Origin of the sequence: Polaribacter marinus (assembly GCF_022662535.1) — a bacterium.
In the GTDB taxonomy this organism is placed as follows: Bacteria; Bacteroidota; Bacteroidia; order Flavobacteriales; family Flavobacteriaceae; genus Polaribacter; species Polaribacter marinus.
This window is the reverse complement of record NZ_JAKQYM010000007.1, coordinates 22,926-43,649: the sequence shown is the minus strand read 5'-3', so window position 1 is coordinate 43,649 and position 20,724 is coordinate 22,926. Positions and strand designations below refer to the sequence as shown.

At 32.6% G+C, this 20,724-nt stretch carries 31 protein-coding genes; 8 read left to right on the top strand and 23 right to left on the bottom strand.

Annotation, left to right across the window (positions count from 1 at the left end; translation table 11 throughout):
- Position 1: 1 nt before the first annotated feature.
- The 4 genes from MC378_RS10405 to MC378_RS10390 form a co-directional block, all read right to left on the bottom strand.
- Positions 2-481 carry a hypothetical protein gene (locus MC378_RS10405; protein ID WP_242178706.1) on the bottom strand — a complete coding sequence of 160 codons (480 nt, stop codon included), beginning with the start codon at positions 479-481 and terminating at the stop codon, positions 2-4.
- Entirely contained in the window at positions 478-900 is a 423-nt protein-coding gene (locus MC378_RS10400; RefSeq protein WP_242178705.1) for a TIGR02594 family protein, read from the bottom strand. Before MC378_RS10400 ends, MC378_RS10405 begins: the two co-directional genes overlap by 4 nt.
- A 72-nt stretch (positions 901-972) precedes the next feature.
- A complete protein-coding gene (locus tag MC378_RS10395) occupies positions 973-1,998 on the bottom strand; it encodes a hypothetical protein (RefSeq protein ID WP_242178704.1) in 1,026 nt (341 codons plus the stop codon).
- Between the two features lie 20 nt (positions 1,999-2,018).
- Positions 2,019-3,173: a Clp protease ClpP gene (locus MC378_RS10390; RefSeq protein WP_242178703.1), complete on the bottom strand. Its 1,155-nt coding sequence runs from the start codon at positions 3,171-3,173 to the stop codon at positions 2,019-2,021.
- Between the two features lie 147 nt (positions 3,174-3,320).
- Here MC378_RS10390 and MC378_RS10385 point away from each other — a divergent pair, with 147 nt between their 5' ends.
- The 8 genes from MC378_RS10385 (at position 3,321) to MC378_RS10350 (ending at position 9,843) form a co-directional block, all read left to right on the top strand.
- The gene (locus tag MC378_RS10385; RefSeq protein ID WP_242178702.1) at positions 3,321-3,815 is read left to right on the top strand and encodes a terminase gpP N-terminus-related DNA-binding protein; all 495 of its coding nucleotides are present in this window, start codon (positions 3,321-3,323) and stop codon (positions 3,813-3,815) included.
- Entirely contained in the window at positions 3,815-4,201 is a 387-nt protein-coding gene (locus MC378_RS10380) for a hypothetical protein (protein ID WP_242178701.1), read from the top strand. The genes MC378_RS10385 and MC378_RS10380 overlap by 1 nt, the downstream gene beginning before the upstream one ends.
- Position 4,202: 1 nt before the next feature.
- On the top strand, positions 4,203-5,720 hold the full coding sequence (locus MC378_RS10375) for a hypothetical protein (protein ID WP_242178700.1): 1,518 nt from the start codon (positions 4,203-4,205) through the stop codon (positions 5,718-5,720).
- 3 nt (positions 5,721-5,723) lie between these two features.
- The gene (locus tag MC378_RS10370) at positions 5,724-6,152 is read left to right on the top strand and encodes a hypothetical protein (protein WP_242178699.1); all 429 of its coding nucleotides are present in this window, start codon (positions 5,724-5,726) and stop codon (positions 6,150-6,152) included.
- A gap of 5 nt (positions 6,153-6,157) precedes the next feature.
- Positions 6,158-7,444, top strand: a complete 1,287-nt coding sequence (locus MC378_RS10365; RefSeq protein WP_242178698.1) for a phage portal protein family protein — start codon at positions 6,158-6,160, stop codon at positions 7,442-7,444.
- A 260-nt stretch (positions 7,445-7,704) separates the two neighbouring features.
- Positions 7,705-8,703, top strand: coding sequence for a phage minor head protein (locus MC378_RS10360; protein WP_242178697.1), 999 nt, complete (start codon positions 7,705-7,707; stop codon positions 8,701-8,703).
- Between the two features lie 65 nt (positions 8,704-8,768).
- On the top strand, positions 8,769-9,287 hold the full coding sequence (locus tag MC378_RS10355) for a phage virion morphogenesis protein (protein WP_242178696.1): 519 nt from the start codon (positions 8,769-8,771) through the stop codon (positions 9,285-9,287).
- 1 nt (position 9,288) lies between these two features.
- A complete protein-coding gene (locus MC378_RS10350) occupies positions 9,289-9,843 on the top strand; it encodes a hypothetical protein (RefSeq protein WP_242178695.1) in 555 nt (184 codons plus the stop codon).
- Positions 9,844-10,173: 330 nt separating this feature from the next.
- On the opposite strand, the gene MC378_RS10345 is transcribed toward MC378_RS10350, so the two are convergent.
- The 19 genes from MC378_RS10345 to MC378_RS10255 all read right to left on the bottom strand — a co-directional run bounded on the left by MC378_RS10345 (position 10,174) and on the right by MC378_RS10255 (position 20,724).
- Complete coding sequence (locus MC378_RS10345; protein WP_242178694.1) at positions 10,174-10,653, bottom strand: hypothetical protein; 480 nt, start codon at positions 10,651-10,653, stop codon at positions 10,174-10,176.
- A gap of 3 nt (positions 10,654-10,656) precedes the next feature.
- Positions 10,657-11,025 (bottom strand): hypothetical protein, encoded by a 369-nt coding sequence (locus MC378_RS10340; protein ID WP_242178693.1) that lies wholly within the window; start codon positions 11,023-11,025, stop codon positions 10,657-10,659.
- Complete coding sequence (locus tag MC378_RS10335; RefSeq protein WP_242178692.1) at positions 11,022-12,185, bottom strand: hypothetical protein; 1,164 nt, start codon at positions 12,183-12,185, stop codon at positions 11,022-11,024. The genes MC378_RS10340 and MC378_RS10335 overlap by 4 nt, the downstream gene beginning before the upstream one ends.
- Before the next feature lie 165 nt (positions 12,186-12,350).
- Complete coding sequence (locus MC378_RS10330; protein WP_242178691.1) at positions 12,351-12,494, bottom strand: hypothetical protein; 144 nt, start codon at positions 12,492-12,494, stop codon at positions 12,351-12,353.
- Positions 12,495-12,661: 167 nt separating this feature from the next.
- Complete coding sequence (locus MC378_RS10325; RefSeq protein ID WP_242178690.1) at positions 12,662-13,219, bottom strand: hypothetical protein; 558 nt, start codon at positions 13,217-13,219, stop codon at positions 12,662-12,664.
- A complete protein-coding gene (locus tag MC378_RS10320) occupies positions 13,146-13,688 on the bottom strand; it encodes a hypothetical protein (protein ID WP_242178689.1) in 543 nt (180 codons plus the stop codon). Before MC378_RS10320 ends, MC378_RS10325 begins: the two co-directional genes overlap by 74 nt.
- Entirely contained in the window at positions 13,689-13,847 is a 159-nt protein-coding gene (locus tag MC378_RS10315) for a hypothetical protein (RefSeq protein ID WP_242178688.1), read from the bottom strand.
- Positions 13,840-14,388, bottom strand: coding sequence for a 3'-5' exonuclease (locus MC378_RS10310; protein ID WP_242178687.1), 549 nt, complete (start codon positions 14,386-14,388; stop codon positions 13,840-13,842). Before MC378_RS10310 ends, MC378_RS10315 begins: the two co-directional genes overlap by 8 nt.
- Positions 14,388-14,543, bottom strand: a complete 156-nt coding sequence (locus MC378_RS10305) for a hypothetical protein (protein ID WP_242178686.1) — start codon at positions 14,541-14,543, stop codon at positions 14,388-14,390. Before MC378_RS10305 ends, MC378_RS10310 begins: the two co-directional genes overlap by 1 nt.
- A 5-nt stretch (positions 14,544-14,548) precedes the next feature.
- Positions 14,549-14,983: a hypothetical protein gene (locus MC378_RS10300; protein WP_242178685.1), complete on the bottom strand. Its 435-nt coding sequence runs from the start codon at positions 14,981-14,983 to the stop codon at positions 14,549-14,551.
- Positions 14,983-15,165: a hypothetical protein gene (locus tag MC378_RS10295; RefSeq protein WP_242178684.1), complete on the bottom strand. Its 183-nt coding sequence runs from the start codon at positions 15,163-15,165 to the stop codon at positions 14,983-14,985. The genes MC378_RS10300 and MC378_RS10295 overlap by 1 nt, the downstream gene beginning before the upstream one ends.
- A gap of 250 nt (positions 15,166-15,415) precedes the next feature.
- A complete protein-coding gene (locus tag MC378_RS10290; RefSeq protein WP_242178683.1) occupies positions 15,416-16,042 on the bottom strand; it encodes a DUF3164 family protein in 627 nt (208 codons plus the stop codon).
- Positions 16,043-16,044: 2 nt separating this feature from the next.
- Positions 16,045-16,275 carry a hypothetical protein gene (locus MC378_RS10285; protein ID WP_242178682.1) on the bottom strand — a complete coding sequence of 77 codons (231 nt, stop codon included), beginning with the start codon at positions 16,273-16,275 and terminating at the stop codon, positions 16,045-16,047.
- 3 nt (positions 16,276-16,278) lie between these two features.
- Complete coding sequence (locus MC378_RS10280; protein WP_242178681.1) at positions 16,279-16,452, bottom strand: hypothetical protein; 174 nt, start codon at positions 16,450-16,452, stop codon at positions 16,279-16,281.
- A 7-nt stretch (positions 16,453-16,459) separates the two neighbouring features.
- Complete coding sequence (locus MC378_RS10275) at positions 16,460-16,798, bottom strand: hypothetical protein (RefSeq protein ID WP_242178680.1); 339 nt, start codon at positions 16,796-16,798, stop codon at positions 16,460-16,462.
- Between the two features lies 1 nt (position 16,799).
- The gene (locus tag MC378_RS10270) at positions 16,800-17,465 is read right to left on the bottom strand and encodes an ATP-binding protein (protein WP_242178679.1); all 666 of its coding nucleotides are present in this window, start codon (positions 17,463-17,465) and stop codon (positions 16,800-16,802) included.
- A 2-nt stretch (positions 17,466-17,467) separates the two neighbouring features.
- Positions 17,468-18,418 carry an AAA family ATPase gene (locus MC378_RS10265; RefSeq protein ID WP_242178678.1) on the bottom strand — a complete coding sequence of 317 codons (951 nt, stop codon included), beginning with the start codon at positions 18,416-18,418 and terminating at the stop codon, positions 17,468-17,470.
- 1 nt (position 18,419) lies between these two features.
- Positions 18,420-18,632 (bottom strand): hypothetical protein, encoded by a 213-nt coding sequence (locus MC378_RS10260; protein WP_242178677.1) that lies wholly within the window; start codon positions 18,630-18,632, stop codon positions 18,420-18,422.
- A 1-nt stretch (position 18,633) separates the two neighbouring features.
- Positions 18,634-20,724 (bottom strand): hypothetical protein, encoded by a 2,091-nt coding sequence (locus MC378_RS10255; protein ID WP_242178676.1) that lies wholly within the window; start codon positions 20,722-20,724, stop codon positions 18,634-18,636.

Here is a 20,724-nt window from a genome sequence, read left to right as displayed (position 1 = left end):
CTTAAATATTTTTTAATGATTTTAATAAATAACCTGCAACAAACGAAACAATCGCAACTGCAGTAATGTATAATATCAGTTCTAAAAAGCTGTAGCCTTTTTTCTCTGTTTTGGTGGTTTTAATAGCTGTATCTACTATTTTTTTTTCTGTAAACTTCTGCTCATAAAATGATAGCTGTTTAGCAATGCTATCACAATTAGAAGCGGCAGTAATTCCAGTACTGTCAATTTTTACTTTTACAGTAGCTCTTCCTTTTTTTTGAGTGAAAACTTTTGGGCTTTCATTACTTTTTATAGTGGTATTCTCAATAGGTATAAATAGATCTACTTTGTCTCCAGGAATAAAAATTGTGCTATCACTTTTTTTAGTGATAAGCTCTGTATAAGTTACTTCCTTTTTTTTGGTTTCAGTTACAGTTTTATCGATGCTTTTACACGCCGAAAAAAGAAGTATTACAAATACAATTATTAATTTTCTCATAATCTTCTATAGCCTAACAATCTGTTTTTTGGATATGCTGAAATTTTAACTTGGTTATTTTGGTTCCCCCCCAAAACATAAATCCAATTTTGTGTTTCCCTTATAAAAAAAGCTACATGTCCTTTCCAGCTTTTTTTAGAATCTCTCCAAAAGACCACAACATCTCCTTTCTCTGGTTTGGTAACTTCTGTACCTACTTCTAACCAACTACGAGCGTTTAATTTTTTTGAATATTGAAGGTTAGCTTCTTTAGCAACCCAATTAACAAAAGCAGAACACCATGCCGTTTCATCTTTTAACGCTGCACCATCAAAACCAAGCTCATTAAAGTATTTTAAAACTTCTGGGTTATCTTGTGTACCAGAAACCTCTTTAATTCCTACTTGACTCAATGCAATGTTTATAATTTTTGTATTCATGGTAATTCCCCCTTAAGGGAGCAGCTCACTTGCAGTAAGTTGAGCTGCCTCTTTTTAATTCAAATAATAATTCTATCCTGGATCTTCCTCTGGCGTTATACCAGAAACAATAGCTCCTTGACCTAACAAACTGGTTGGTATTGCAATAAAGTACAATCTAAAACCTACCACAGTTTCTCGGTTTTCTGGATTATCTTCTGCTTTACCCATATATCTTTTTACAGATCCTCGAGCTTTTGCAGTTCTTTGTGCTAAGAATAATACAGATGCTTTCGTTCCAGAAGTTTCTGATGCAAAAGGGATTTTATCTAAATTCTCATCATATTCTGGCGAATAGATATCTTCATAGATTTCAAATCCGTAATAGTTCTTTGCAATTGCTCCAGTTGTATGGTTTTGGTACTGTACATTCAATGCTTTGTCTTCTAGCAATAAATCCGCCACATGATCTGAACACAATACAAGCACTCTACCTTTTTTAGGAATTTTTAAATTGTCTAATGTTTTCTTATAGTTAATTAAATCAGAAGATGTTAATCTTAGCCTTCCTGTTCCATCATCAACTCCAGTTGTTGATATTATTGGAGTAGATGCTGAGTTTTCTACAGGTGCTAGTGAGTGCAACGCATGTTCTTGTGTACGCTCTTCTAACGTTTCTCTATGCTGCTGTTGTACACTTCCTGGTTTATCATAAGGCAATCCATACAATTCATCATCTGTTATTTTTGTATTTGTAGTATCATACTTAAATAAAGAAATCGCAGTACTTGTATCAGTTCTTTGTGCAACTGCGATTGGATATGTACTGTTATTAATTAATACAGATGGATCTGCTCCGATTTCGTTTAATTTAATAACGTCATTGCCAACCCATTGGTTTTTAGAAGGCACACGCTCTAGCCACGTACCTGAGTGTCTAAAGTGCTTGATTAATTCACGTTCTGCCAATTCTTTCTTTGCCACAGCTGCAAAAGCAGTAGTAGTTCCAGCACCTTCTAACGTATTAGTTACTAAAGCAGAGTCTAAACCTCCTGCAAATGCGTGTGCAACAATACCAAATGTTGCCACTACTAAAATGATCTTAAATAATTTTTTCATTGTTTCTATTTTTCTAAATTTTAATTTTCTTGATAATAAGCATCAACTAATGCCGTTTGTTTTGCTTCTGGCAATTTGTCAAAAGCTGCTGGGTTCTTTTCCAAGTAATCTGCATACGTCCAATTTGCCTGTTCTGCAGTTGCCGCAGCAGTTGCTCCTGGATTCAATTCCCCAGAGATTGCTGTAATAGATTTTAATGCGCCTATAGCAGTGGTTGCCGCTTCTAGGTTGCCATTAGCAATTACTTCCCATTGTGGACGCTGTTCTGCTGTTATTTTTTTGTCTTTTTCTGCACCATCTAATAATGCTTTTACCTTAGCAGCTTTTTCTGCTTTTTCTTGATCAGCTTTTGCTTGAACCAAACCTTGAACTTTAGCTGCATCAGCAGTTACTTGTTTAAGTTTAGCCGTAACTTGAGCTTCTGTTGCTGTTGCTGGTAAACCCAACTCTACAGCTAATACACTTAATTCCATACGTTTTATTTCTGTTTTAGTATTTTTAATTTTTGGGATGTTTGGTGCGCCACAAGCAGCTATTAAAGTAGCATCCTCTGCAGATAGCGTTACTTTTTTCTTTACCGAAGTAATAAATCCTTCTTTTTTTGCCTGTTCTGCAGAAAGCCAAACATCTCCTTTAACCCAGTTTTTTTCTATTTGAGTTTCAGAATGAATAGTTTTATCTGCATAATTTTTGCGATAATCAGAAGTCAAGCTTTTAAGAAGTTCTAATTTTGAAGCAACTTCGTCTTCATTTCCTTCAATACGACCAAAAGGTTTGTGATACATATATTTACCGTTAGAAGGCATTTCAAATGTTTTACATTTAGATGCTATATAGGTTCCTGCAGATGCAACTAAGGCACCACCTTCTCCAGTAACTTCTCCATCAAAAGATTCTATAATATTTCCTATTTCATTCGCTTCAAAAACATCGCCTCCAGGAGTATTTAAATATAAGTGTACATTCCTTGCACCATCTTTTTTTACTTTTTCAACTTCTGAACGAAACCATTGAGAGTTGTTATGAAAATTATATATAGCACCAACAATAGAAATATTGGCAGTATCTCCTTTTGCTTCAATAGAAAGTTTTAAAGGATATGTTTCTGCTAACACTTCTAGTGCTTCAATAGTTGAAAATGCGGCATAAAATCCGAATGCTTTTATCGTTTTCATGCAGCAAAATTGCACGCAAATCATTGCATAGAAAAATTAGAAAAGTAGCATAAGTACTATTATCTACCATTTTAAGTACAAATCTCACGTAGCTACGTTTTTTAATTCGGCAATTGCTTTTTATTACTACAATTTTGTACCATAATTATGGCAAAGACACAAGAAAGAATTTTGGCTAAGGAGCTGTTTTTTCAATTCAAGCTTCAAAAAGAAATTGCACGCATTGTTGGTGTGCAAGAGAAAACTATAGGCGATTGGATAAAAAAATATAGTTGGAAAAAAGAGCGAGATGCTCGTTTTAATGGTACTAAAAATCAGATTCAACAAATTAAAAAATTAATAGGCATTCTTACCGAAGAGCGTATTAATTTAATTAGAGAAATCGAAGATTCTAAGCACTTAAACAATACAGAAGAAACTAAACAACTTCAAAAACGAGCCAACGAAATTGCTGACGAAGTTTCTAAATACAACAAAACATTGTTAACGCTCGATAAAGAAAACAGAATTTCTTTAGCGGTGTATTTAGATGTTATGGAAAGTTTGTTTAAGGCAATCCAACTCTACAGCCCAAAATTATACATGGAGCTCTTAACTTTCCAAGAAGAGCACTTATCAGAAATCAGTTCAAAATTAGGATAATGAGTAAAAATAAAAAGAGTTTCAAAACATGGGTTAAATTCCGTTTAAACCGTTTGCAGAACTGGTGGTATTATAGGGTTCGCATGTTTCAATTATGGTGGGCAGATGCACCAAAATATCAAAAAGATGTAGAAAAAGGAAACTTTTACTTAAGACGTGGCGCTGTTTACCAAGTTGGCCAACCTTTTACAATTAAAGACCGTTTTGGAACTCGCCAGAGATACATAGACAACTTATTTTTTGATTTTAAAAAGAATAAGATTACACATAAGTTTTCAGACAAGCCGATTAAAGGATATACAGAAAAGTTTATGCCTAAAAAAAAGACTTTAGGCATGACTCCTAGAATGGAGAATCCACCAAAACCGCCTAAAAAACAAAATTAATTTGAAGGCAGCAGATAAAATAGCAATAGAAAGGTATAAAAAGAAATTAGCACTAGCCAGAAGTTCAGGCTCTGCTGTTAGCCTTTTTGAAACCGAAGACGAAAAGAAAGCACGAATCAATCGTGCTAAAAAAGACGTTCGTTTTTGTGTGGAATATTATTTCCCACATTATGCTACTTCAGAATGTGCAGACTTTCATGTAGAGTTTGCAAATATGGTAAAGAGAAACCCCACTTTTAAGGGTTTTGCAGAATGGGGAAGAGCGCAAGCTAAATCTGTTTGGAATGATATAATTATTCCGTTTTGGCTTTGGATAAATGACGAACCAATGTACTTGGTATTAATTGGTAACAATAGCAATAGAGCTGGTCAATTATTAGAAGATATTAGAGCCGAATTTGAAGCTAACACTAGAATTATTGCAGATTTTGGAGAGCAACACAATCCTGGCTCTTGGGAAGATGGATTCTTTATCACCAAAGGCGGCTTTATTGGTCAGGCTTTAGGAACAGGGCAATCTGTAAGAGGTTTACGTGTAGGTTCTAGAAGACCTACTCATATTGTACCAGATGATATCGAAATTAAAGACACTATTAAAAACCCTAAAAGACAACTAGAAATTGTTCGATGGATAGAAGGTGATTTAATTCCTACAATGGATGGAACGCATAGAAGATTCATTCAAGCAAATAACAGAGCCTATCCTGTAATGATTCAAACTGTTTTACAAGAACGTCATCCAAAATGGAAAGTACATCACGTAAAAGCATACGATCCTGTAACCTATAAACCAACTTGGCATCAAAAGTACCCAGACAATTACTTTAAAGATATTGAAGCAGAAATAGGAACCTTAGCAGCATTGGCAGAATTTAACAATGAACCACATATTGAAGGTACTATTTTTAAAGAAGAAATGATACAATGGGGCAAACGTCCTAGAATAGATCATTTTAAAATAATCATTGGGCATTGGGATGTTGCTTTTGCAGGCTCTGCTACATCAGATTATAATGCTGTGAAAGTTTGGGGCTTACACACAACTAATTTTTGGCAAATAGATTGTTTTGTAAAACGCTCTAAAATGATTGCTCCAATAGTGTGGATGTGTGGATTTCAACAAAATTTACCAAACAATGTAATTGTGCATTGGCGATTTGAAGCGCAATTTTGGAATGATGAAATACAACGGACAATTGCGGAAGTAGAAGACTCTTTTGGTATTAAACTAAACATCATCAAAGTAAACATTCCTAAAGTTAAGAAGTACGATAGAATGTTAACGATGCATCCATATTATCAGAATAATAGAATCTATTATGATGAAAAGATGAAAGCGCACAATGATACTAAAGTGGGTATTTCTCAATTAATGGGATTAGAACCTGGTTACAGAACTAATGATGACAGTCCAGATGCAGACGAACAATGTATTACAGAATTGAGTAAATACATTTATTCGGCTCGTAACAATAGAGCGCCAAAAACTGGAAAATACAAACGCAAAACAAGATTTTAAACCATGGCATATATATTTTTAACAGCAGCAGATCTGCAATCACAAATTATTGATCAGTTTCTTACAGAAAGAACCGCAGAACCTCAAACTGCAATATTAGAAGCTTTAGAACTTCAAAATATTGAAATCATCAAAACCAAATTAAAAGGACGTTTTGATGTAGATGCCATTTTTGAAGCTGAAGATGCAGAGCGTCATTATTTAATTATTCGCATCCTGGTTAAATTGGTGCTATACGATTTTATACGGAGAAATGCTGCAAGAAAAGTACCTACAGATTATGTAAAAGAATGGGAATGGGCTATGAAAACCCTAGAAGCTATAAAAGCAGGCAAAGAAGTGCCAGACGGTTTGCCATTAATTACTGTTGATGGAAAAGAAGTTGCAAGAGTAACAAGTGGTAATAATAAAAATAGTGATTTCTATATTTAAACAAGATGAAAAAAAGTTTTACAGATAAAGTAATAGATAAAGTTTTAGCCTTTGTTCCAGATGGCAGAATCAGAGTTGAATCCGCTATTCGTTCAGAAAGCAAAAACAAATTAAAGCTTACAGAAATTAAAAGAGCTTCAACATTGTTTCAACCTAAAACAATTTCAGATTGGAAAAATGCGGTTGCTTTAGCAACAGATCCAGAAAACCCAAGTTGGTTATTTTATTCTGATTTAGTAGAAAATTTAAAGCTAGACGCCCATTTAGTTTCTGTAGTAGAGAGCAGAATCCACAGAGTACTACGCTCTAAATTTGTATTTGTTAATAATGCAGGTGATGAAGTCCCAGAAGTAAAAGCATTGTTCGAACGTCCTTGGTTCGAGGAGTTTGTTACAGAAGTCCTTTGGTCTAAGTTCGATGGCGTAAAAGTCTTAGAAATTTTCCATGTAAACGAAAACCTAGAACTATTTACAGCAGAAGCTATTCCAATGGCTCACGTAAATCCAAAGAAAGGTTTAATCTTAAAAGAACCTGGAGACGAAACGGGTTGGGATTACAGATCTGGAGTATTAGCAGATTACTATTTGCAAATTGGTAAAGACACCGATTTAGGAATGCTCTCAGAATTGGCAACTTTAGTTCTGGCAAAAAAACTTGCAATGGGTTCTTGGCTAGATTATATCGAAAAATACGGAATTCCTCCAAAGTCTATTACAACAGACAACATGACAACAGAGCGTGCAGAAGAATTACTGCAAATGGGTTTAGATATGATTTCTAATCATGTGGCGGTTTTACAGGGTAACGAAAAAATCGAATTCGGCTTTCTACCTACAACAGACGCACACAAAGTCTTTGATGAAATGATTAGTCGATTAAATTCTGAAATCTCTAAGCGTGTGTTAGGACAAACAATGACCACAGATGATGGCGCTTCTAAATCTCAAGCACAAGTGCATGAAACTGTTGCAAACGATAGGCACGAATCAGACAAGCTCTTCATTCAATACATTATCAATGAACATTTAATACCAAGACTTTTAAAACTAAGTTCTTTCTATGCTCCTTTAACAAACCTTTCGTTTGATTGGGATGTTACCGAAGAAATGGAAAAAGGTGTTATGATAGATAAAGCAGTTGCATTAACCAATGCAGGTTTTATGTTAGATTATAAAGTTTTAGCCGATAAAACAGGAATGCCAATTACAGGCTTAAAAGTTGTAGCACCTTCAGAACCATCAGAAGAGGAAGATCTTAAAAAAAAAAAGCTAACACCAACGCAAAAGCAATAACAGCTTTCTACAATAACGTCCATGTTTGTGGCAATCATGAGCCTATTGCAGAGGCTGTAGATTTATCTTCCTGGACTGCTTTAATTGATAAAATTGCTAAAAAGTTACACAATGGCAAACTTAAGCCTACAGACTTATCTGAAGACTTAATTACAAAAACCTACAACGAGCTCGAAAAAGGTGCTGCAGCTGGTTATGGCAAAAGTTGGATTAAGTTTGACTCTACAAATTCTAAAACAGTTCAAGAGCTCAAGCAAAACTTGTACAGATTCTCTGGAGCTAAAACTTATCAGCAATTAGCAGAAATGAACAGCTTTTTAGTGGATGAGAGTGGCAAAATACGTTCTTACAGCCAATTTAAAAGAAAGGTGGATATAGTTCATAAAAAATACAATAGAAACTATCTACAGGCCGAATATCATACTGCCAAACGTTCTGCTCAAGCTTCTAGACAATGGAAAGGATTTGAAGAAAATCAAGATATATTTCCAAATCTAAAATACATGACTGTTGATGATGACAAAGTACGCCAAGATCATGAGAAGCTTCACGGAATTATTAAACCAGTTAGTGATCCTTTTTGGGATACGCATTATCCTCCAAATGGTTGGCGTTGTAGATGCTATACTAAACCAACAACTGAAGCTGTTACAAATAAAAAAATCACAACGCAACCAGACAAAGGTTTTGCTTTAAATGTAGCAAAATCAAATGAAGTATTCAACCAGAAACATCCTTACTTTACCTTTCCTGCAGGAGATGAGAAAAATGTACAAAAAGCATTTGAAAACTTTAAACTATTAGCCTCTTATGGCAAAGCTCGTTATTTAGCAAACAAAGCCAAAGTATTTGTAAATCCGTTTGCAGATGCAAATCCAAGAGAATTAATTGGTAATTATAAAGTAGCTATTAAAATTGCTGAAGAGTTTGATGTTGATGTCAAATTAACGCCTCATGTTCTGATTGATAAAAAGAGAAATCCAGAGTATTTAATCAACAATAAAATTGCTGACAGAAAATCTCCAGAAGGAAAAAGTTTAAGAAACATATTAACCAAAGCTAACAAACAAGAAGTAGAAATACTGGTTGTTGATTTACAAAACAGCTCTAGAACTGAAAAAGCTATTTTGAATGAATTAGCAGGTAAATTTAGAATTGAAACCAATTACGAAAACATTAAAGAAGTAATTATTGTAAGCAAGAATAGAAAGGAATTAAAACGATACAAACGTTCTGAAATTAAAAAAAGCAAGAAATAAATCCCTTGCTTTTTTAACGTGGTTCAAGAACAAAGTCGAGAAGCGTTATGCAAATATAATAAAAAATGGGTAAGATTAACAAAACACCAGACTTTTTAAAAATGGCAACAACTTTAAAAAAGGATGTAGTACGGTATGCTGCAGTTGCTGGAGTTAATTTTTTTCAAGATAGTTTCCAAAACCAAGGCTTTACAGATGAGTTCTATGAAGCTTGGGACAAGCGAAAAAACGATGTAGATCCTGGACGAAACGTCCTGGTTAAATCTAGCTTCTTATTAAACTCTATTCAGGTGTTTGATAAAAATGAGAAACGCATCACTTTTGGTTCGGATGCAGAACATGCCGAAATTCACAACAATGGAGGTACTATAAAAATTACTATTACCAAAAAAGCCAGACGCTACTTTTGGTTGATGTTTAAAGTTACTGGCGCTACTACGTGGAAAGCAATGGCGCTCACAAAAAAAACAAGCATAACCATAACCATTCCAAAACGACAGTTTATTGGCGAATCTAAAACTTTCTTAAAAGAATTAGATACTTGGATTATTACAGAAATACTAAAACGATTTAAAAATTTATAAGATGGAATTACAAAGTTGGGGTAAATTATACCAAGAGCTCGCAAGTAAAGTAAGTGAGAATATAGAAAGCATTAAATGGGTAGACCTTTGGCACAATCAAGTTGGGTTCTTAGTCGAGGAGCATCCTTTTCCTACACCTGCGGTTTTTATGGCGTTTCGTATTTTAAGCGTAGAAGATCTATCAGAAAAAGTACAAAGAGTACAATTGCAAATAGACATGTATTACTTCTACGAAACTTTTTTAGACACCTACCAAGGTGCATATAATGAAGATGATGCTTTAGATTATTTAGAAGATTTAACCGCTATTTATAAGTTGTTTCATGCCAGTTCTGGAAACAACTATTCAGAAATGCGAAGAACAGGATTAGCAGCTGTAGACACAGGTAGTTCTGGCAATTTATACAGACAAACATTTACTTGCTCTACAGTAGATGCATCTGCTTTAACTGAGTTTGATGTGGTGGTTCCCGGAAGCATAGAATACAATAAAGGCGCAGCTCCAGAAGATGAGCAAGAACCACACTTTAAAATCCCTTTAATTGGTGGAAACTAATTTATAACGGTAAAAGAGTATATCTTCTATTGTTTTGGGTGATAAGTAAAACTGCTCACCTAATTTAATATAGATGTACTCTTTAGAGTAAATAAGCTTACCTCGGTAACGTTTTTTAAGCCACTTATTTTCATATTCAGATCTAATGTCTTGGTATTTACGCTGTATCTCTGATGCCATCTATTCAAAAATAGTATTTATTAACATACCAAACAACAGCTTATTTCAGAATTTCTGAAATACTTATTAAATAAAAATACCTCATATCAAATGATATGAGGTATTTAAATTGCTATGAAAAAGAATGAGGCCTTGCCTCTTTTCAATATACTAAAAAACAGTTAATGGAGCAACAATCCAAGTTTTATAATCTGTGGCAAGTTGCAAATGAGCATTTACTTGTACCGCAATGGTATCGTTAACGGCATTGATATAGGTAACATTTGTCTTAACATAAGCCAACTCTTTACCCATTTTTTCTGTTGACAAGATCTTTACACCAACAAACTCTTTAGTTTCAAAATGACCTTGTAAGTAATCTAAATTATATTGTCTCAGAGAATGTTTCAAAAGATAGTTCCAGTCCTTAGTGTTTACATTGGCATAGTAATCTAGCAAGTAGTTCTCTGGAGTATACAATTCATCTTCATTCTGTTGCATTGTAAAAAATGGTGCAATCTTTATTTCTTTGGCTACTACTTTTTCTGCAGGTGCATTTTCTGATTGATAAAATTTATATAAAAATACAATAGCAATAATTAAAATTATTGTACCTATTGTTTTTTGATTTTTAGTCAGTTCTTGTTTCATGATTTAATTTTTTAAACAATATTTAATTTTATCAAGAAGCATAAAATTAAGAACTTCTATAAAATATTTAGCAATTCTTAACTCAGCTTTTTTTTGAGTTAATGGAGCTTGAGTTAAAAGTTTAGTTCCAGACTCTTCATGATACAAGTTATCATTCGTAAAAGTTATATAAGGAGCCCAGCCATTATTTGTATTTACTATAGGAATTGTATTAATAGAGATAGCACCAGTTTTATATAAAAAAACTTCTTGAAAATAATTGTTAAAACTAGTCCCTGAATGATTTTGTTTCCAATCATTTAAAATGAACTGGCATACATCACTATTATTATTTCTGACAAAGCTTAAAATTTCTTTTTCGAAATGTTTCATTTCTTTGCTGATTTAGTTTTAGTATTATCCTCTAAATCATCTAAATCAGTAATTGAATATTTGCCTAATAATAATTTCTTATCTGCTTCATTCAAACTCTTATACTCAATTTTTGCCTTTGATGTATTTTCTCTAATTTTTCTTGTAATATCTTCTGGTAACTTTTCAATTTCCTCCTCTGTTTCTAATTGTTCATAATCATGAAAAGGTATTAGAAATTTAACTTCATTACCTCTAAGAAAATGATTTATTACAGATTTTGCAATTACTTCAATTTTTTTAGTCTCTGTACCATCATTAATTATATCTTCATCTTTAGATTTTGCTTCTTTCACTTGTTGACCTATATACTCTTTTAAATTTTCTTCCATTTCATCGAACATCATCTTAATCGTCTTTTCATTTTGCTGTTGCAATTTTTTACTGAGAATCGATTTATTTCCAAAAATTTTATTAAACGTATTTTTAGCGGCTAAGTAGCTAACATAATAAGTTGAGAATGTGTCAATAACTCCTGCAAATTTCTCTGCAACGTTCCAGGCATAATCTAATACAAATTCTATGCAACCATCATTAACAGATTGCACCCTTATTTGTTCTGGAGATTCAGAAGACACTAAAGTTTGGTAATTTAATAATGTAATATTCCAAATACGTAATGTTCTATGTAAATCTTTAAGTCCATTAGTAATTTTTTCATCATTAAACTTTAAACATATGGGATAATAATCTTCAATAGATTCTATATCTTCATGATTTATAGCATAAATATCAATTACATCTTTTAGTTTTTTAATTTCTGTATAATTACTATTAATACCCCTTAAAAGACTAATAAGCAACGAATTAAACTGGGTAAAATAACCTTGTGCTTCTATCTTAGGATCATTTTCAAGTCTCTCAAATTCTTTCAAGTATTCCCTTTCTGTGAAAGAAGTTGCTTTCTTGATTAACACCTTTAAGTCATCAGGCAATGAGGAATTATATATGGGTAATAACTTGGATTGAATTTTACTATTTACATCATTCAAAAAAATCAAATTTTTATTTTGATTTTGATTTAATGTGTTTTGATAATCTTGGAGATCTCTCTGAAGCCCACTGTCTATTACTAATTCTATAAATAGTTGTGATTTTTGGAGTAAAGTTTCTATATTCATAATTAATTTTGGATAAATATATCAAACTTTCTCCAATTCTTAAAACCCTTTCCTAATTCAACAGAAATAAAGCATTTGAATCAAGAAGAACTTTGTTTGTTTTCAATACAATAAAAGTTTTATCTGTCTATAAGCAGATATTTCTAATTATCTGCTTATATGGTTTTACCACATTATTTTATTATCAATCTGTTGTACCATGTGGCACAACTCACTTTTAGTAAACTCATCTATCAACTTTCCGTTTAAATAAAAGTTATAGTGGTCTTTTTTGCTAGGTAGCAGTTCTACCTTGGTTTTTTTACTCATAAAAATAATATTAGCATTAGTTTGTTTTATAAAAAATTTAAACATAAATTTATATTGTAATATTTAGGGATATTACATAAACCTTAATCGGTTATAAAGGCTATCTAAAAGATAGCCTTTATTAATATCATCTTTGTTTATTTAATCACAACTTAAACGCCAGTTAATTACTTTTTAAATTGGTGTTCAATATCCAAACGTTTACGCTCTAACTTGTTAGTATCTGGCGTTAAATAATAGTTTTTTTGCAAACGTTTTTCTAAATCTTCATTCATGTTTATTTCTTTGCTCAAGCTTTTTTTAATTGCCAATTTTTCACGCTCTTGGCTGTAACTTTTAATTTCTCTTAAAATGCGTGCAGGAGACAGTTTATAAATTTCACTTTCTTTTAATCTAATGCAGATTACAACCAAATCCTCAAGCTTTAAATTTCTGTATTCGTACTTGTATAAAATTTCGGTGGCAATGGTTTCTGCTTTAGATGCTGTAAAGTTGGTGTCGAAATACAAAGCCACAGATTGAAACAAATTTCTAATACACCTAATAGCTGTATCTTCATCATCTTTGGCAATTAAACCAATGCTTTTTCCTCTACTCTCTAAAGCTTTTAACATGGTTAAATCACCAAAGTGTTTTACAACAAGTCTGTTGTTATATGCTGACTGATCCGTTAGTTCCAGAAGTGTTACCTCCGTTGTTGTGGATGATTTCTCTGATAATGACATTTAATTTCGAGTTTATATATTTTAAATCGGTTTGTTTTTGGTGGAACTCAGACAAAGAGCTCCAATTATCTAACAGCAATTGCCAATTAGCTAAAGCAGCAGCTTCATCGCCTGTATTAATATTTTTTAAATAAGTTATAATTTGGTTTAATGCTTTGCCATCTGCTCCTGTAAATTTCGGATCTATGTTGTTATTTTCTTTTCTAAAAAAAGCAAACCAAACCGTATTAAATTTACTAAAAAGAGATACTATTTTCTGCTCTGATGTATAAAGAGCTCTACCTTCCATAGCTTTCATAAATGCATTCAAATCACTTTCTTTTGGCGGAATTACAATTCCTATATGTTTAAGTATTGACGCATCAACAGCTCCTCTCAAATGCTCTATTTTCTTAAACTTACCATCTCTATAGGTAAGCTTTAAATCGGTTTTTGTTTTAACCAGATGTATGTTGTGATGTGTGGTCATTTAGTAATTCTCTTTTAATTTTCTGTGTACATCTATTCTTGTTTGAAACCTTTTTGAACTTAAAAGCAGTTCCAGTTCTATAAGTTCTTCTCCAGAACAGGCCTCTAAAAATTTAGTTGGTGTTACATCTAATGTGAATACTTTTTCAATCTTAGGCATCTTTTGGGAAATTTAAAGTTTGATAAATTTTACTGCAGTATCTAATTTGATGTTTACAATCATAAATAGGATTATGTTTTATACCTTCAAATTTCATTTCCTTTTTAATATCTGGAGCAAACATGACTATAGTTCTAACATCGCACTCATTATAATGATTCCAAGGCAACCTCATATTACAAGAATCATAAGCTGCCTCTAATAACCCTAAATCAAATCTTGCTGAGTTCCCCCATATTTTTACATCTTTAGGAGTATTGTCACTAATCCACATCCCAAATCTTCTTAATACATTCTTCAATTGATTCCTATGGCCTATAATTATTGTATTCTGAATTTCTTTAGGTTGTTCTAGCCACCATAATACTGTTGATACATCAATACTTAAACCTTGTTTAACACAACTATCTAAATCAATATCTTGATAAAATATAGACCCAGTTTTTCCTGTTTTTAAGTCAAATTCTACAGCTGCTATGCTTAAAATCACAGAACCTGGTTTCGTCCCTAATGTTTCAATATCTATCATTAAATCTGTCATTACTTTAAACCTTTTACATAATCTAAAAATGCTTTTTGTAAGCTTGGTTTTTCTATAGGCGGATTTGCAATCCATTGTCCGTTACCATCTTTTATAATGGTATGATTTTCTACTTGATAAGTACCTGGTGCTATTTCTTTAAATTTATATGCCATAATTTCTATTTATAAGTTCCTTTTACAATATTTCTAAACGCCTGCAGCAATTTGCTCCAGTCTTGTTTTTCAAACTTTTTAAGCGGCTTTTTTACAGGGCTCTTTGGAGATTTTAAAAAGTTGCTCAAACGTTCTAAGTCTGGTACTTCTGTATAGCCTTCTTTTTTGGTTACCCATTGTGCTTGATACAAATAACTAAAGAGCAATTTGCGCTCGCTTACAAATTTGGATTTATCAAAAAATGCCCAATTAGAATTGCTTTTTTTACCTGTATTTAAAAAGTAAATCAGATCTTCCGCTTCTACAAAAGTTAAGTCTTTAGTAGTTGTTATTTCTCTATTAAAATGATCAGATAAAAACTGCAAACGCTCTTCTCTATCTAATTCTCTTTTACTGAGAATGATTTGTATTTGCTGTATTTGTTTTTTTGATATTTCCATTATCTTAATACTTCTGTTTTGCCATCTATTCTAGTCCACTTTTTACCAGCTGCCATTTTTTTAGCCTCTAACTTTTTAGCTTTTACTAGAGCTTCTAAAGCTTTTGATCTTTGTACAGATGGGTTTGTCTCCAAATAAGATCTGTTGTCTTTTTCTAACTTTTGTTTGCTGTCTTTTTTCATACTTTCTTCTTTTTGGTTTACCCCAGAAACGCCTTGTTTTCTATGGCTACAATTGGTTTTAAAAAAATTAATGTATCTTTATGTTTTTTCCTTGACAGAAGTCGAACACGCAATAGTCCCCCGAACTATCTGTATCAACTTTACAAGGGAGATTTATTATTCTAAAAGGTGAGGTGGAAGTATTTATCTTTTTTAGGTAAATACCAACCACCACACCTAATAAAAATGTTCCAATAGCAGTAATCATAACTTATAGACTAGATAAATTAAGCTCTACATTTTGGTATTTACCAGCTTCATCTTTAATCCAAACACGTCTGTATGTTTTAGATTTTGGACGTCTAATAGCTTCACGAATTAGTTTAATAGCTTCAGAAAATTTTGGAGACTTTACCTTGTCTTCATAACTAGTTAACTTCAAAACTTGTTTAGTATCTAAACTGCCACTTCTTTGGGTTTCAAAAGCATCAATAATCATTTGTTTTATAAATGTATTTTTGCTTTCTATATTAGCATCCAAAAACTCATCTAACTTTTCTTTTGCAGCCGTAATTGTAAGACTGTCAAACACAATAGGCTCGCTTACATTAACTTCAATCTTTACAGATCTATCAAAATTATACCAGGTATAATTTCCTTTAGCTTTCTTACTAACCCCTTTACTATTCATATAAGCATCATAAGCTTCTTGAGATAAATTTGTTAGCAAATGATTTAAAGAATGTAACCTCTTATTTACATCCAAAGCTGCTTTTATAATTTTGTTAGAAGAGCGTTCGTGTAAGCGTTCTACTTTTGTGGTTCTGTTGTATGGAATTTCTGTTCCGCTTTCATCAGTCCAAACCTTATCTGATGATTTTTGATAGTTGTAGTTCATTTTTATGATTTTTGGTTTTTAACTAGTTTCTTTTTATGAGTAATTGTACTTCCTTCTATGGCATCTTCTAAGACGTCCCCTAATTGTTGAAATGAAATAGCAGCAGTTATTATTATTTGTCTAACTAACTCTTCTTGATGCATGCACATTAATATTGTTTCTATAGCTTCTATTGGGCTTCCGTTAAAGCTACATTCTGGTGTATTATTCTTATTCTTAAATTGTAGTTTCATGTTTTAAATTTCTATTGTTTGTAAATCATATTCGTCCATTTCAGTAAGCTTATTCACGTAGTAGTTTCTACTACTTTGCCATTGCTTATAATTTTCATGCCTTTCACCATGCTTCATCATTTCAGTATTCAAATCGGCTACTCTCTTTTCTAATTGGGTTACAGTAAATTTTGCCATAGTGCAGTTAGTTTAAGTTTCTAATTGGTATTGTTTTAAATTTTCGTTTAATATCATCTAGCAATGCGCTTGGATAATTGTCATAAATTTTGCCAACTATTCTAGCATACAATCGTTCATTATCTTTAGTAGTAGCATTAGGGTGTCTTTTTACAAAATCTAAAAACTCCTGCTCTAGCTTTTCATAGTTTGCAACAAACCATTTTTGTAGAGTTCTATTGGTAATTACAATTTGATACTGCTGCTTATGATCTGTATGTTTTCCTCCCCAGAATAAAAATGATTCTAAAATCAAATTATTACGCTCTTCCTGGGTTTGATTTGTAATTTTTAAAATTGTTTTCATTCTAATTTTCTTTGTGTGCATCTTGTCCTCTTAATTTGTCATAACCTTCTGGCCAAGTAATAAATGTGTTCTTAGTTCCAAATGTTCTACCCTGGTTTATCGCTAAATATCCCGAAACAAATACTTTCATCTTGGCGTTATATTTAATACTCTTTTCAAGCTCAGTTCTAGGGTTTTTCCCCTCAGCGTGGCCAATAACTATGATTATTTTCTTGGTTTGCCATTTGTTTTTAAAAGCTAAGTATTCATTCCAATTTTTAAAAAAATACGTAGCACTATCAATTATCACTACTTTTGGAGATCCTCGCTTTTCTAAATAAATATTCAGCTCGTCTAAATCATATTGTTGCGCATGAAAATTAGAGCCTACATCTTGCATATTCACGAGAGCCACACGTTCAATAAAATCACTATCATCGGTCTCCTCTTCTAATGGATCATAAAGCGTTTTATAATACTTAGAAAACTCTTTTGCAAGTTGCATTATAAAAGTACTTTTCCCACTTCCAGAAGTTCCATATACAAACCAAACCCCTCTGTTTTGTGGCTGCCCAAAAACCTCTAAAAACTCATCTTCAAAAGGTATTCTCTGTACTTTTTGATTGGTGATATCTGCAACCGTTAAAACTCGCTTTAACTTTGTTTTTTTTACTTTTGGTTCTTGCATTATTAGGCAGCATCTTCATTATGTAACCCTAAAACCATTAATACAAAAGGCAAGTCTAAAGGATGCTCTAAACGTTCAGATTCTTTTATACAAGGCACTAAAACATCATGCAACTCTCCATAATTGGCACAGTTTTGCTGTAACCAAACCTTTAGTTTCTTATCTTTTATTTCTTGTAAGAAATCTGTAAACTTTCTGTTGATAGGTCTTAAATGTCTAAACCCAAATTTTATACGTCTGTATAATTGTGGTATTCCTTTAGCATCTCTATTACGTAGCCTTTCAATATTTTGTTTAAGCTGCTCAGTTCCAATTAAAGTGATGCTACATTTTTTATCCAAATAGTCATAGAACTCTTTTATAGAGCATAGTGCTGCAGGTTTCATGTACTCGCACTCATCAAACACTAAAATTGGCTTTCTGCCATTAAGTCTTAACGCTTCTAGACTTCTAGATATTTCTCTAATCTTAGAAGATCTGCTCCCTTTTACAGGTACTTTTAAAGCCGTACAAACCTTATAAAGCAAATCATTCAAAGTATCTTCAGAACCAACAACAATGGTAAACACTTCTGCAGGATGCTTCTTTTTAAATAAGTTCAAAGTGTGACTTTTTCCGCAGCCAGTTTCTCCAATAATAACTCTAGTTACAGAGTTATCTCTAGCATCTTGTAAAATCTCTAAAGTTTGCAACATTTGGGTAGTTTGCCTAATGTGCCAATATTTCTTTTTATTAGAATAATCAGCCATCGTTGCCAATAAAGAAAAATACTTTTCTGGTATTTCTCCCACCTTATCCTTTCCAGCGTTATATGTAAAAACACCTTTCAAAATACTTACTAAATATTCTTTAGGCACACCTGCCAACCTATTTACATCAGAGTAAGTAAGTGAGTGGGTGTCAATATACTTTTGGGTAGCTTTGGCAATCTGTTGTTTTGTGTTTAAATCCATTTTAACAATCATTTAAAAGGTTATCTAATTCTGTTATTGTAATATCTAAAGAGGCAACTACGTCAGCTATTTCTCCTGTTTTTTCATTATAAATAACTCCTGTTGCACTATCTTTCCAAGCTTCCGATCTGTTAGAATAATATTTATCTCTATGCTCAGCAGCTTTTACTAATTTCTCTCGTTGTTTTTTCAGTTGTTTTAAAATTCCTTCCATACTAATCTTCTAAATAATCTGATGCGTTTACCTTACTTTTTAAATATTCTAGTTGTTTATCTTCAAAGGTTGTAGCTACTGTTTGCGCCTCTTTTACATCAATTGAAATCACTTTCTTTTTACCTGCCTTTACCCCTTCTGATGCTCTACGTTTGTGTATTTTATGCTGTCCAGCACTATCTGTAAGAAGTAATTTTGCAGTCGTTTGGTTCAATTCTGGATTCGAAGCAAATAAAGTTTCTACAGTAGACGCCCTATCAATATTGTTCTGCTTAATGTATTTTACAGCAGACCTATTAAAACTATCAATCTTATCTCTCTCAATCTCATCAAGATGAGATCTATCTGCTAATGCCATTCCCTCTACATACTTCTCAATTACAGGAAACCTGTAAGAGTCATCAGTACTCACAGCCAATGCATCATCTAAGTTGCCCTCTAAATAATGTACTTTCCATTTCTCCGCAGAATGCTTTCTAAAGTTCATATCAAAGCTGTCAAACCAACGGTAGCTTCCATTAATAGATGTTCGTAAACCTTCACCTCGCAAAGTGTTAAACTCAGTTTCAAAACCTAAAGTCAATAAGAAAGTTTCTTTAGATATTACGTGGCGGAATTCATCTTCTGTATTTCTAAAACCTGCAATATATTCACGCTCCAACTGTTTGCGCTCCTGGTTCATGATGTAATGAATTTGCTTTTCAAGTCCTTCTCTAGTAGGGAAGTTCTTTTTCAATTTATTCATTACTTCAACATTTGGCTGATTTTTAGATCCTGTATTGGTATTAAATCCAGACCAATTATCATAAATTCTACACTTCTTAGTATTCAAGTACTTAAACCAAGGCTCAATAATTTTGGCTTGAGAGTTTCCAACTCCTGCAGGATTAAAATTTGCAGTTGCTTTTTCGTAATAAGGTCTCAAATTTTTAATCTGATAATTATCAGACTGCAATTCGTGAGGCTTTAAATAACTTCCAAATAAGTCTTTAGTATGGCTTATTGCATTTTGTATAGCATGTTTAATTAAATGAGGTGTTTCACGCTCTCCAATAGCATAACCAACAGGATATTTATTAAAAGGATCTAAAACCACAACCATTGTAAGCCTATTATGATATGTAGTCACTTTATGGCCATCTTTATTAATAACTCGTTTTTGATACAAAAGCTCCACGTCCCAACCATCAAGTGTCCAATATTTCATTGGCGCAGTTGGTGCAAAACGTTTATGCTGCATTAGCATTTTTGTTTTTAGACCTTTTTTACCTTGTCTACCTGCAAAAGTTTCAAGTTTCTTATCAGATTTTATATTAGCAACGGTTCCAGGACTAATTGTCTCCCATTCCATTTTGCTTGCAACCAAGTTGTACATGTCAGCAATAAATACATTGTCAAAATTTTGATGCTTATTAATAAGCTCTTCCAACAAAGCAAACTGCTCTTTTTCTTTAACCTTCCTAGCATTCTTTAATTTCAATTTTCCAGATATTAAGGCCGAATAACCCTCTTTTTGAAATCGAGTAGTTTTGTAACGTAAACTATCTGGAGTTGTTGGCAGATCATGTGCAACATCTCTAAATGCATTTACATCTTTAGATAAGCTCTCCCAAATATTAAAAGAAACACCACCTAACGCTTTTGCGTATGCCTTTCTATTCTTTTTTACCTTTAAAACAGTATTTAAAACAGATGCATTATAAGTGTACTTTTCTACTAAATCTAGTTTTAACTTCTTATCATTGTTATCTCCATATCTATGAGCAACATAAAAATCAAAAGCAGCTTTATCAGCTATATAATGTTTAGCAAACCAGCTTTGTTTAATTTGTTCAACGGGAGCTCCAAACTTTACAGTAATTCGGTCTCGCCATTCTTGAGACAAAGAATTAAACTCTATCAACGCATCCAAACCAAGAGAAGATCTTCTTAATTGTTTTTCAGAACATGTTTTAGAATTCATTCTATGAGACAAAGAACGATACTTAATCAAATCCAAACTTTCAGAACTTCTGGATTTGTCAGAAATCAAAAATTTAATTTTGACTCCTAGCTTATCTTCGTAATACTCGTAAGGATTTGTTTTTTGCAT

What these genes read in the sequence shown, in the direction of transcription:
- MC378_RS10405 (WP_242178706.1), bottom strand. Translation starts at nt 481, where the DNA reads ATGAGAAAATTAATAATTGTATTTGTAATACTTCTTTTTTCGGCGTGT.
- MC378_RS10400 (WP_242178705.1), bottom strand. Translation starts at nt 900, where the DNA reads ATGAATACAAAAATTATAAACATTGCATTGAGTCAAGTAGGAATTAAA.
- MC378_RS10395 (WP_242178704.1), bottom strand. Translation starts at nt 1,998, where the DNA reads ATGAAAAAATTATTTAAGATCATTTTAGTAGTGGCAACATTTGGTATT.
- MC378_RS10390 (WP_242178703.1), bottom strand. Translation starts at nt 3,173, where the DNA reads ATGAAAACGATAAAAGCATTCGGATTTTATGCCGCATTTTCAACTATT.
- MC378_RS10385 (WP_242178702.1), top strand. Translation starts at nt 3,321, where the DNA reads ATGGCAAAGACACAAGAAAGAATTTTGGCTAAGGAGCTGTTTTTTCAA.
- MC378_RS10380 (WP_242178701.1), top strand. Translation starts at nt 3,815, where the DNA reads ATGAGTAAAAATAAAAAGAGTTTCAAAACATGGGTTAAATTCCGTTTA.
- MC378_RS10370 (WP_242178699.1), top strand. Translation starts at nt 5,724, where the DNA reads ATGGCATATATATTTTTAACAGCAGCAGATCTGCAATCACAAATTATT.
- MC378_RS10365 (WP_242178698.1), top strand. Translation starts at nt 6,158, where the DNA reads ATGAAAAAAAGTTTTACAGATAAAGTAATAGATAAAGTTTTAGCCTTT.
- MC378_RS10355 (WP_242178696.1), top strand. Translation starts at nt 8,769, where the DNA reads ATGGGTAAGATTAACAAAACACCAGACTTTTTAAAAATGGCAACAACT.
- MC378_RS10350 (WP_242178695.1), top strand. Translation starts at nt 9,289, where the DNA reads ATGGAATTACAAAGTTGGGGTAAATTATACCAAGAGCTCGCAAGTAAA.
- MC378_RS10345 (WP_242178694.1), bottom strand. Translation starts at nt 10,653, where the DNA reads ATGAAACAAGAACTGACTAAAAATCAAAAAACAATAGGTACAATAATT.
- MC378_RS10340 (WP_242178693.1), bottom strand. Translation starts at nt 11,025, where the DNA reads ATGAAACATTTCGAAAAAGAAATTTTAAGCTTTGTCAGAAATAATAAT.
- MC378_RS10335 (WP_242178692.1), bottom strand. Translation starts at nt 12,185, where the DNA reads ATGAATATAGAAACTTTACTCCAAAAATCACAACTATTTATAGAATTA.
- MC378_RS10330 (WP_242178691.1), bottom strand. Translation starts at nt 12,494, where the DNA reads ATGAGTAAAAAAACCAAGGTAGAACTGCTACCTAGCAAAAAAGACCAC.
- MC378_RS10325 (WP_242178690.1), bottom strand. Translation starts at nt 13,219, where the DNA reads ATGTCATTATCAGAGAAATCATCCACAACAACGGAGGTAACACTTCTG.
- MC378_RS10320 (WP_242178689.1), bottom strand. Translation starts at nt 13,688, where the DNA reads ATGACCACACATCACAACATACATCTGGTTAAAACAAAAACCGATTTA.
- MC378_RS10315 (WP_242178688.1), bottom strand. Translation starts at nt 13,847, where the DNA reads ATGCCTAAGATTGAAAAAGTATTCACATTAGATGTAACACCAACTAAA.
- MC378_RS10310 (WP_242178687.1), bottom strand. Translation starts at nt 14,388, where the DNA reads ATGACAGATTTAATGATAGATATTGAAACATTAGGGACGAAACCAGGT.
- MC378_RS10305 (WP_242178686.1), bottom strand. Translation starts at nt 14,543, where the DNA reads ATGGCATATAAATTTAAAGAAATAGCACCAGGTACTTATCAAGTAGAA.
- MC378_RS10300 (WP_242178685.1), bottom strand. Translation starts at nt 14,983, where the DNA reads ATGGAAATATCAAAAAAACAAATACAGCAAATACAAATCATTCTCAGT.
- MC378_RS10295 (WP_242178684.1), bottom strand. Translation starts at nt 15,165, where the DNA reads ATGAAAAAAGACAGCAAACAAAAGTTAGAAAAAGACAACAGATCTTAT.
- MC378_RS10290 (WP_242178683.1), bottom strand. Translation starts at nt 16,042, where the DNA reads ATGAACTACAACTATCAAAAATCATCAGATAAGGTTTGGACTGATGAA.
- MC378_RS10285 (WP_242178682.1), bottom strand. Translation starts at nt 16,275, where the DNA reads ATGAAACTACAATTTAAGAATAAGAATAATACACCAGAATGTAGCTTT.
- MC378_RS10280 (WP_242178681.1), bottom strand. Translation starts at nt 16,452, where the DNA reads ATGGCAAAATTTACTGTAACCCAATTAGAAAAGAGAGTAGCCGATTTG.
- MC378_RS10275 (WP_242178680.1), bottom strand. Translation starts at nt 16,798, where the DNA reads ATGAAAACAATTTTAAAAATTACAAATCAAACCCAGGAAGAGCGTAAT.
- MC378_RS10270 (WP_242178679.1), bottom strand. Translation starts at nt 17,465, where the DNA reads ATGCAAGAACCAAAAGTAAAAAAAACAAAGTTAAAGCGAGTTTTAACG.
- MC378_RS10265 (WP_242178678.1), bottom strand. Translation starts at nt 18,418, where the DNA reads ATGGATTTAAACACAAAACAACAGATTGCCAAAGCTACCCAAAAGTAT.
- MC378_RS10260 (WP_242178677.1), bottom strand. Translation starts at nt 18,632, where the DNA reads ATGGAAGGAATTTTAAAACAACTGAAAAAACAACGAGAGAAATTAGTA.
- MC378_RS10255 (WP_242178676.1), bottom strand. Translation starts at nt 20,724, where the DNA reads ATGCAAAAAACAAATCCTTACGAGTATTACGAAGATAAGCTAGGAGTC.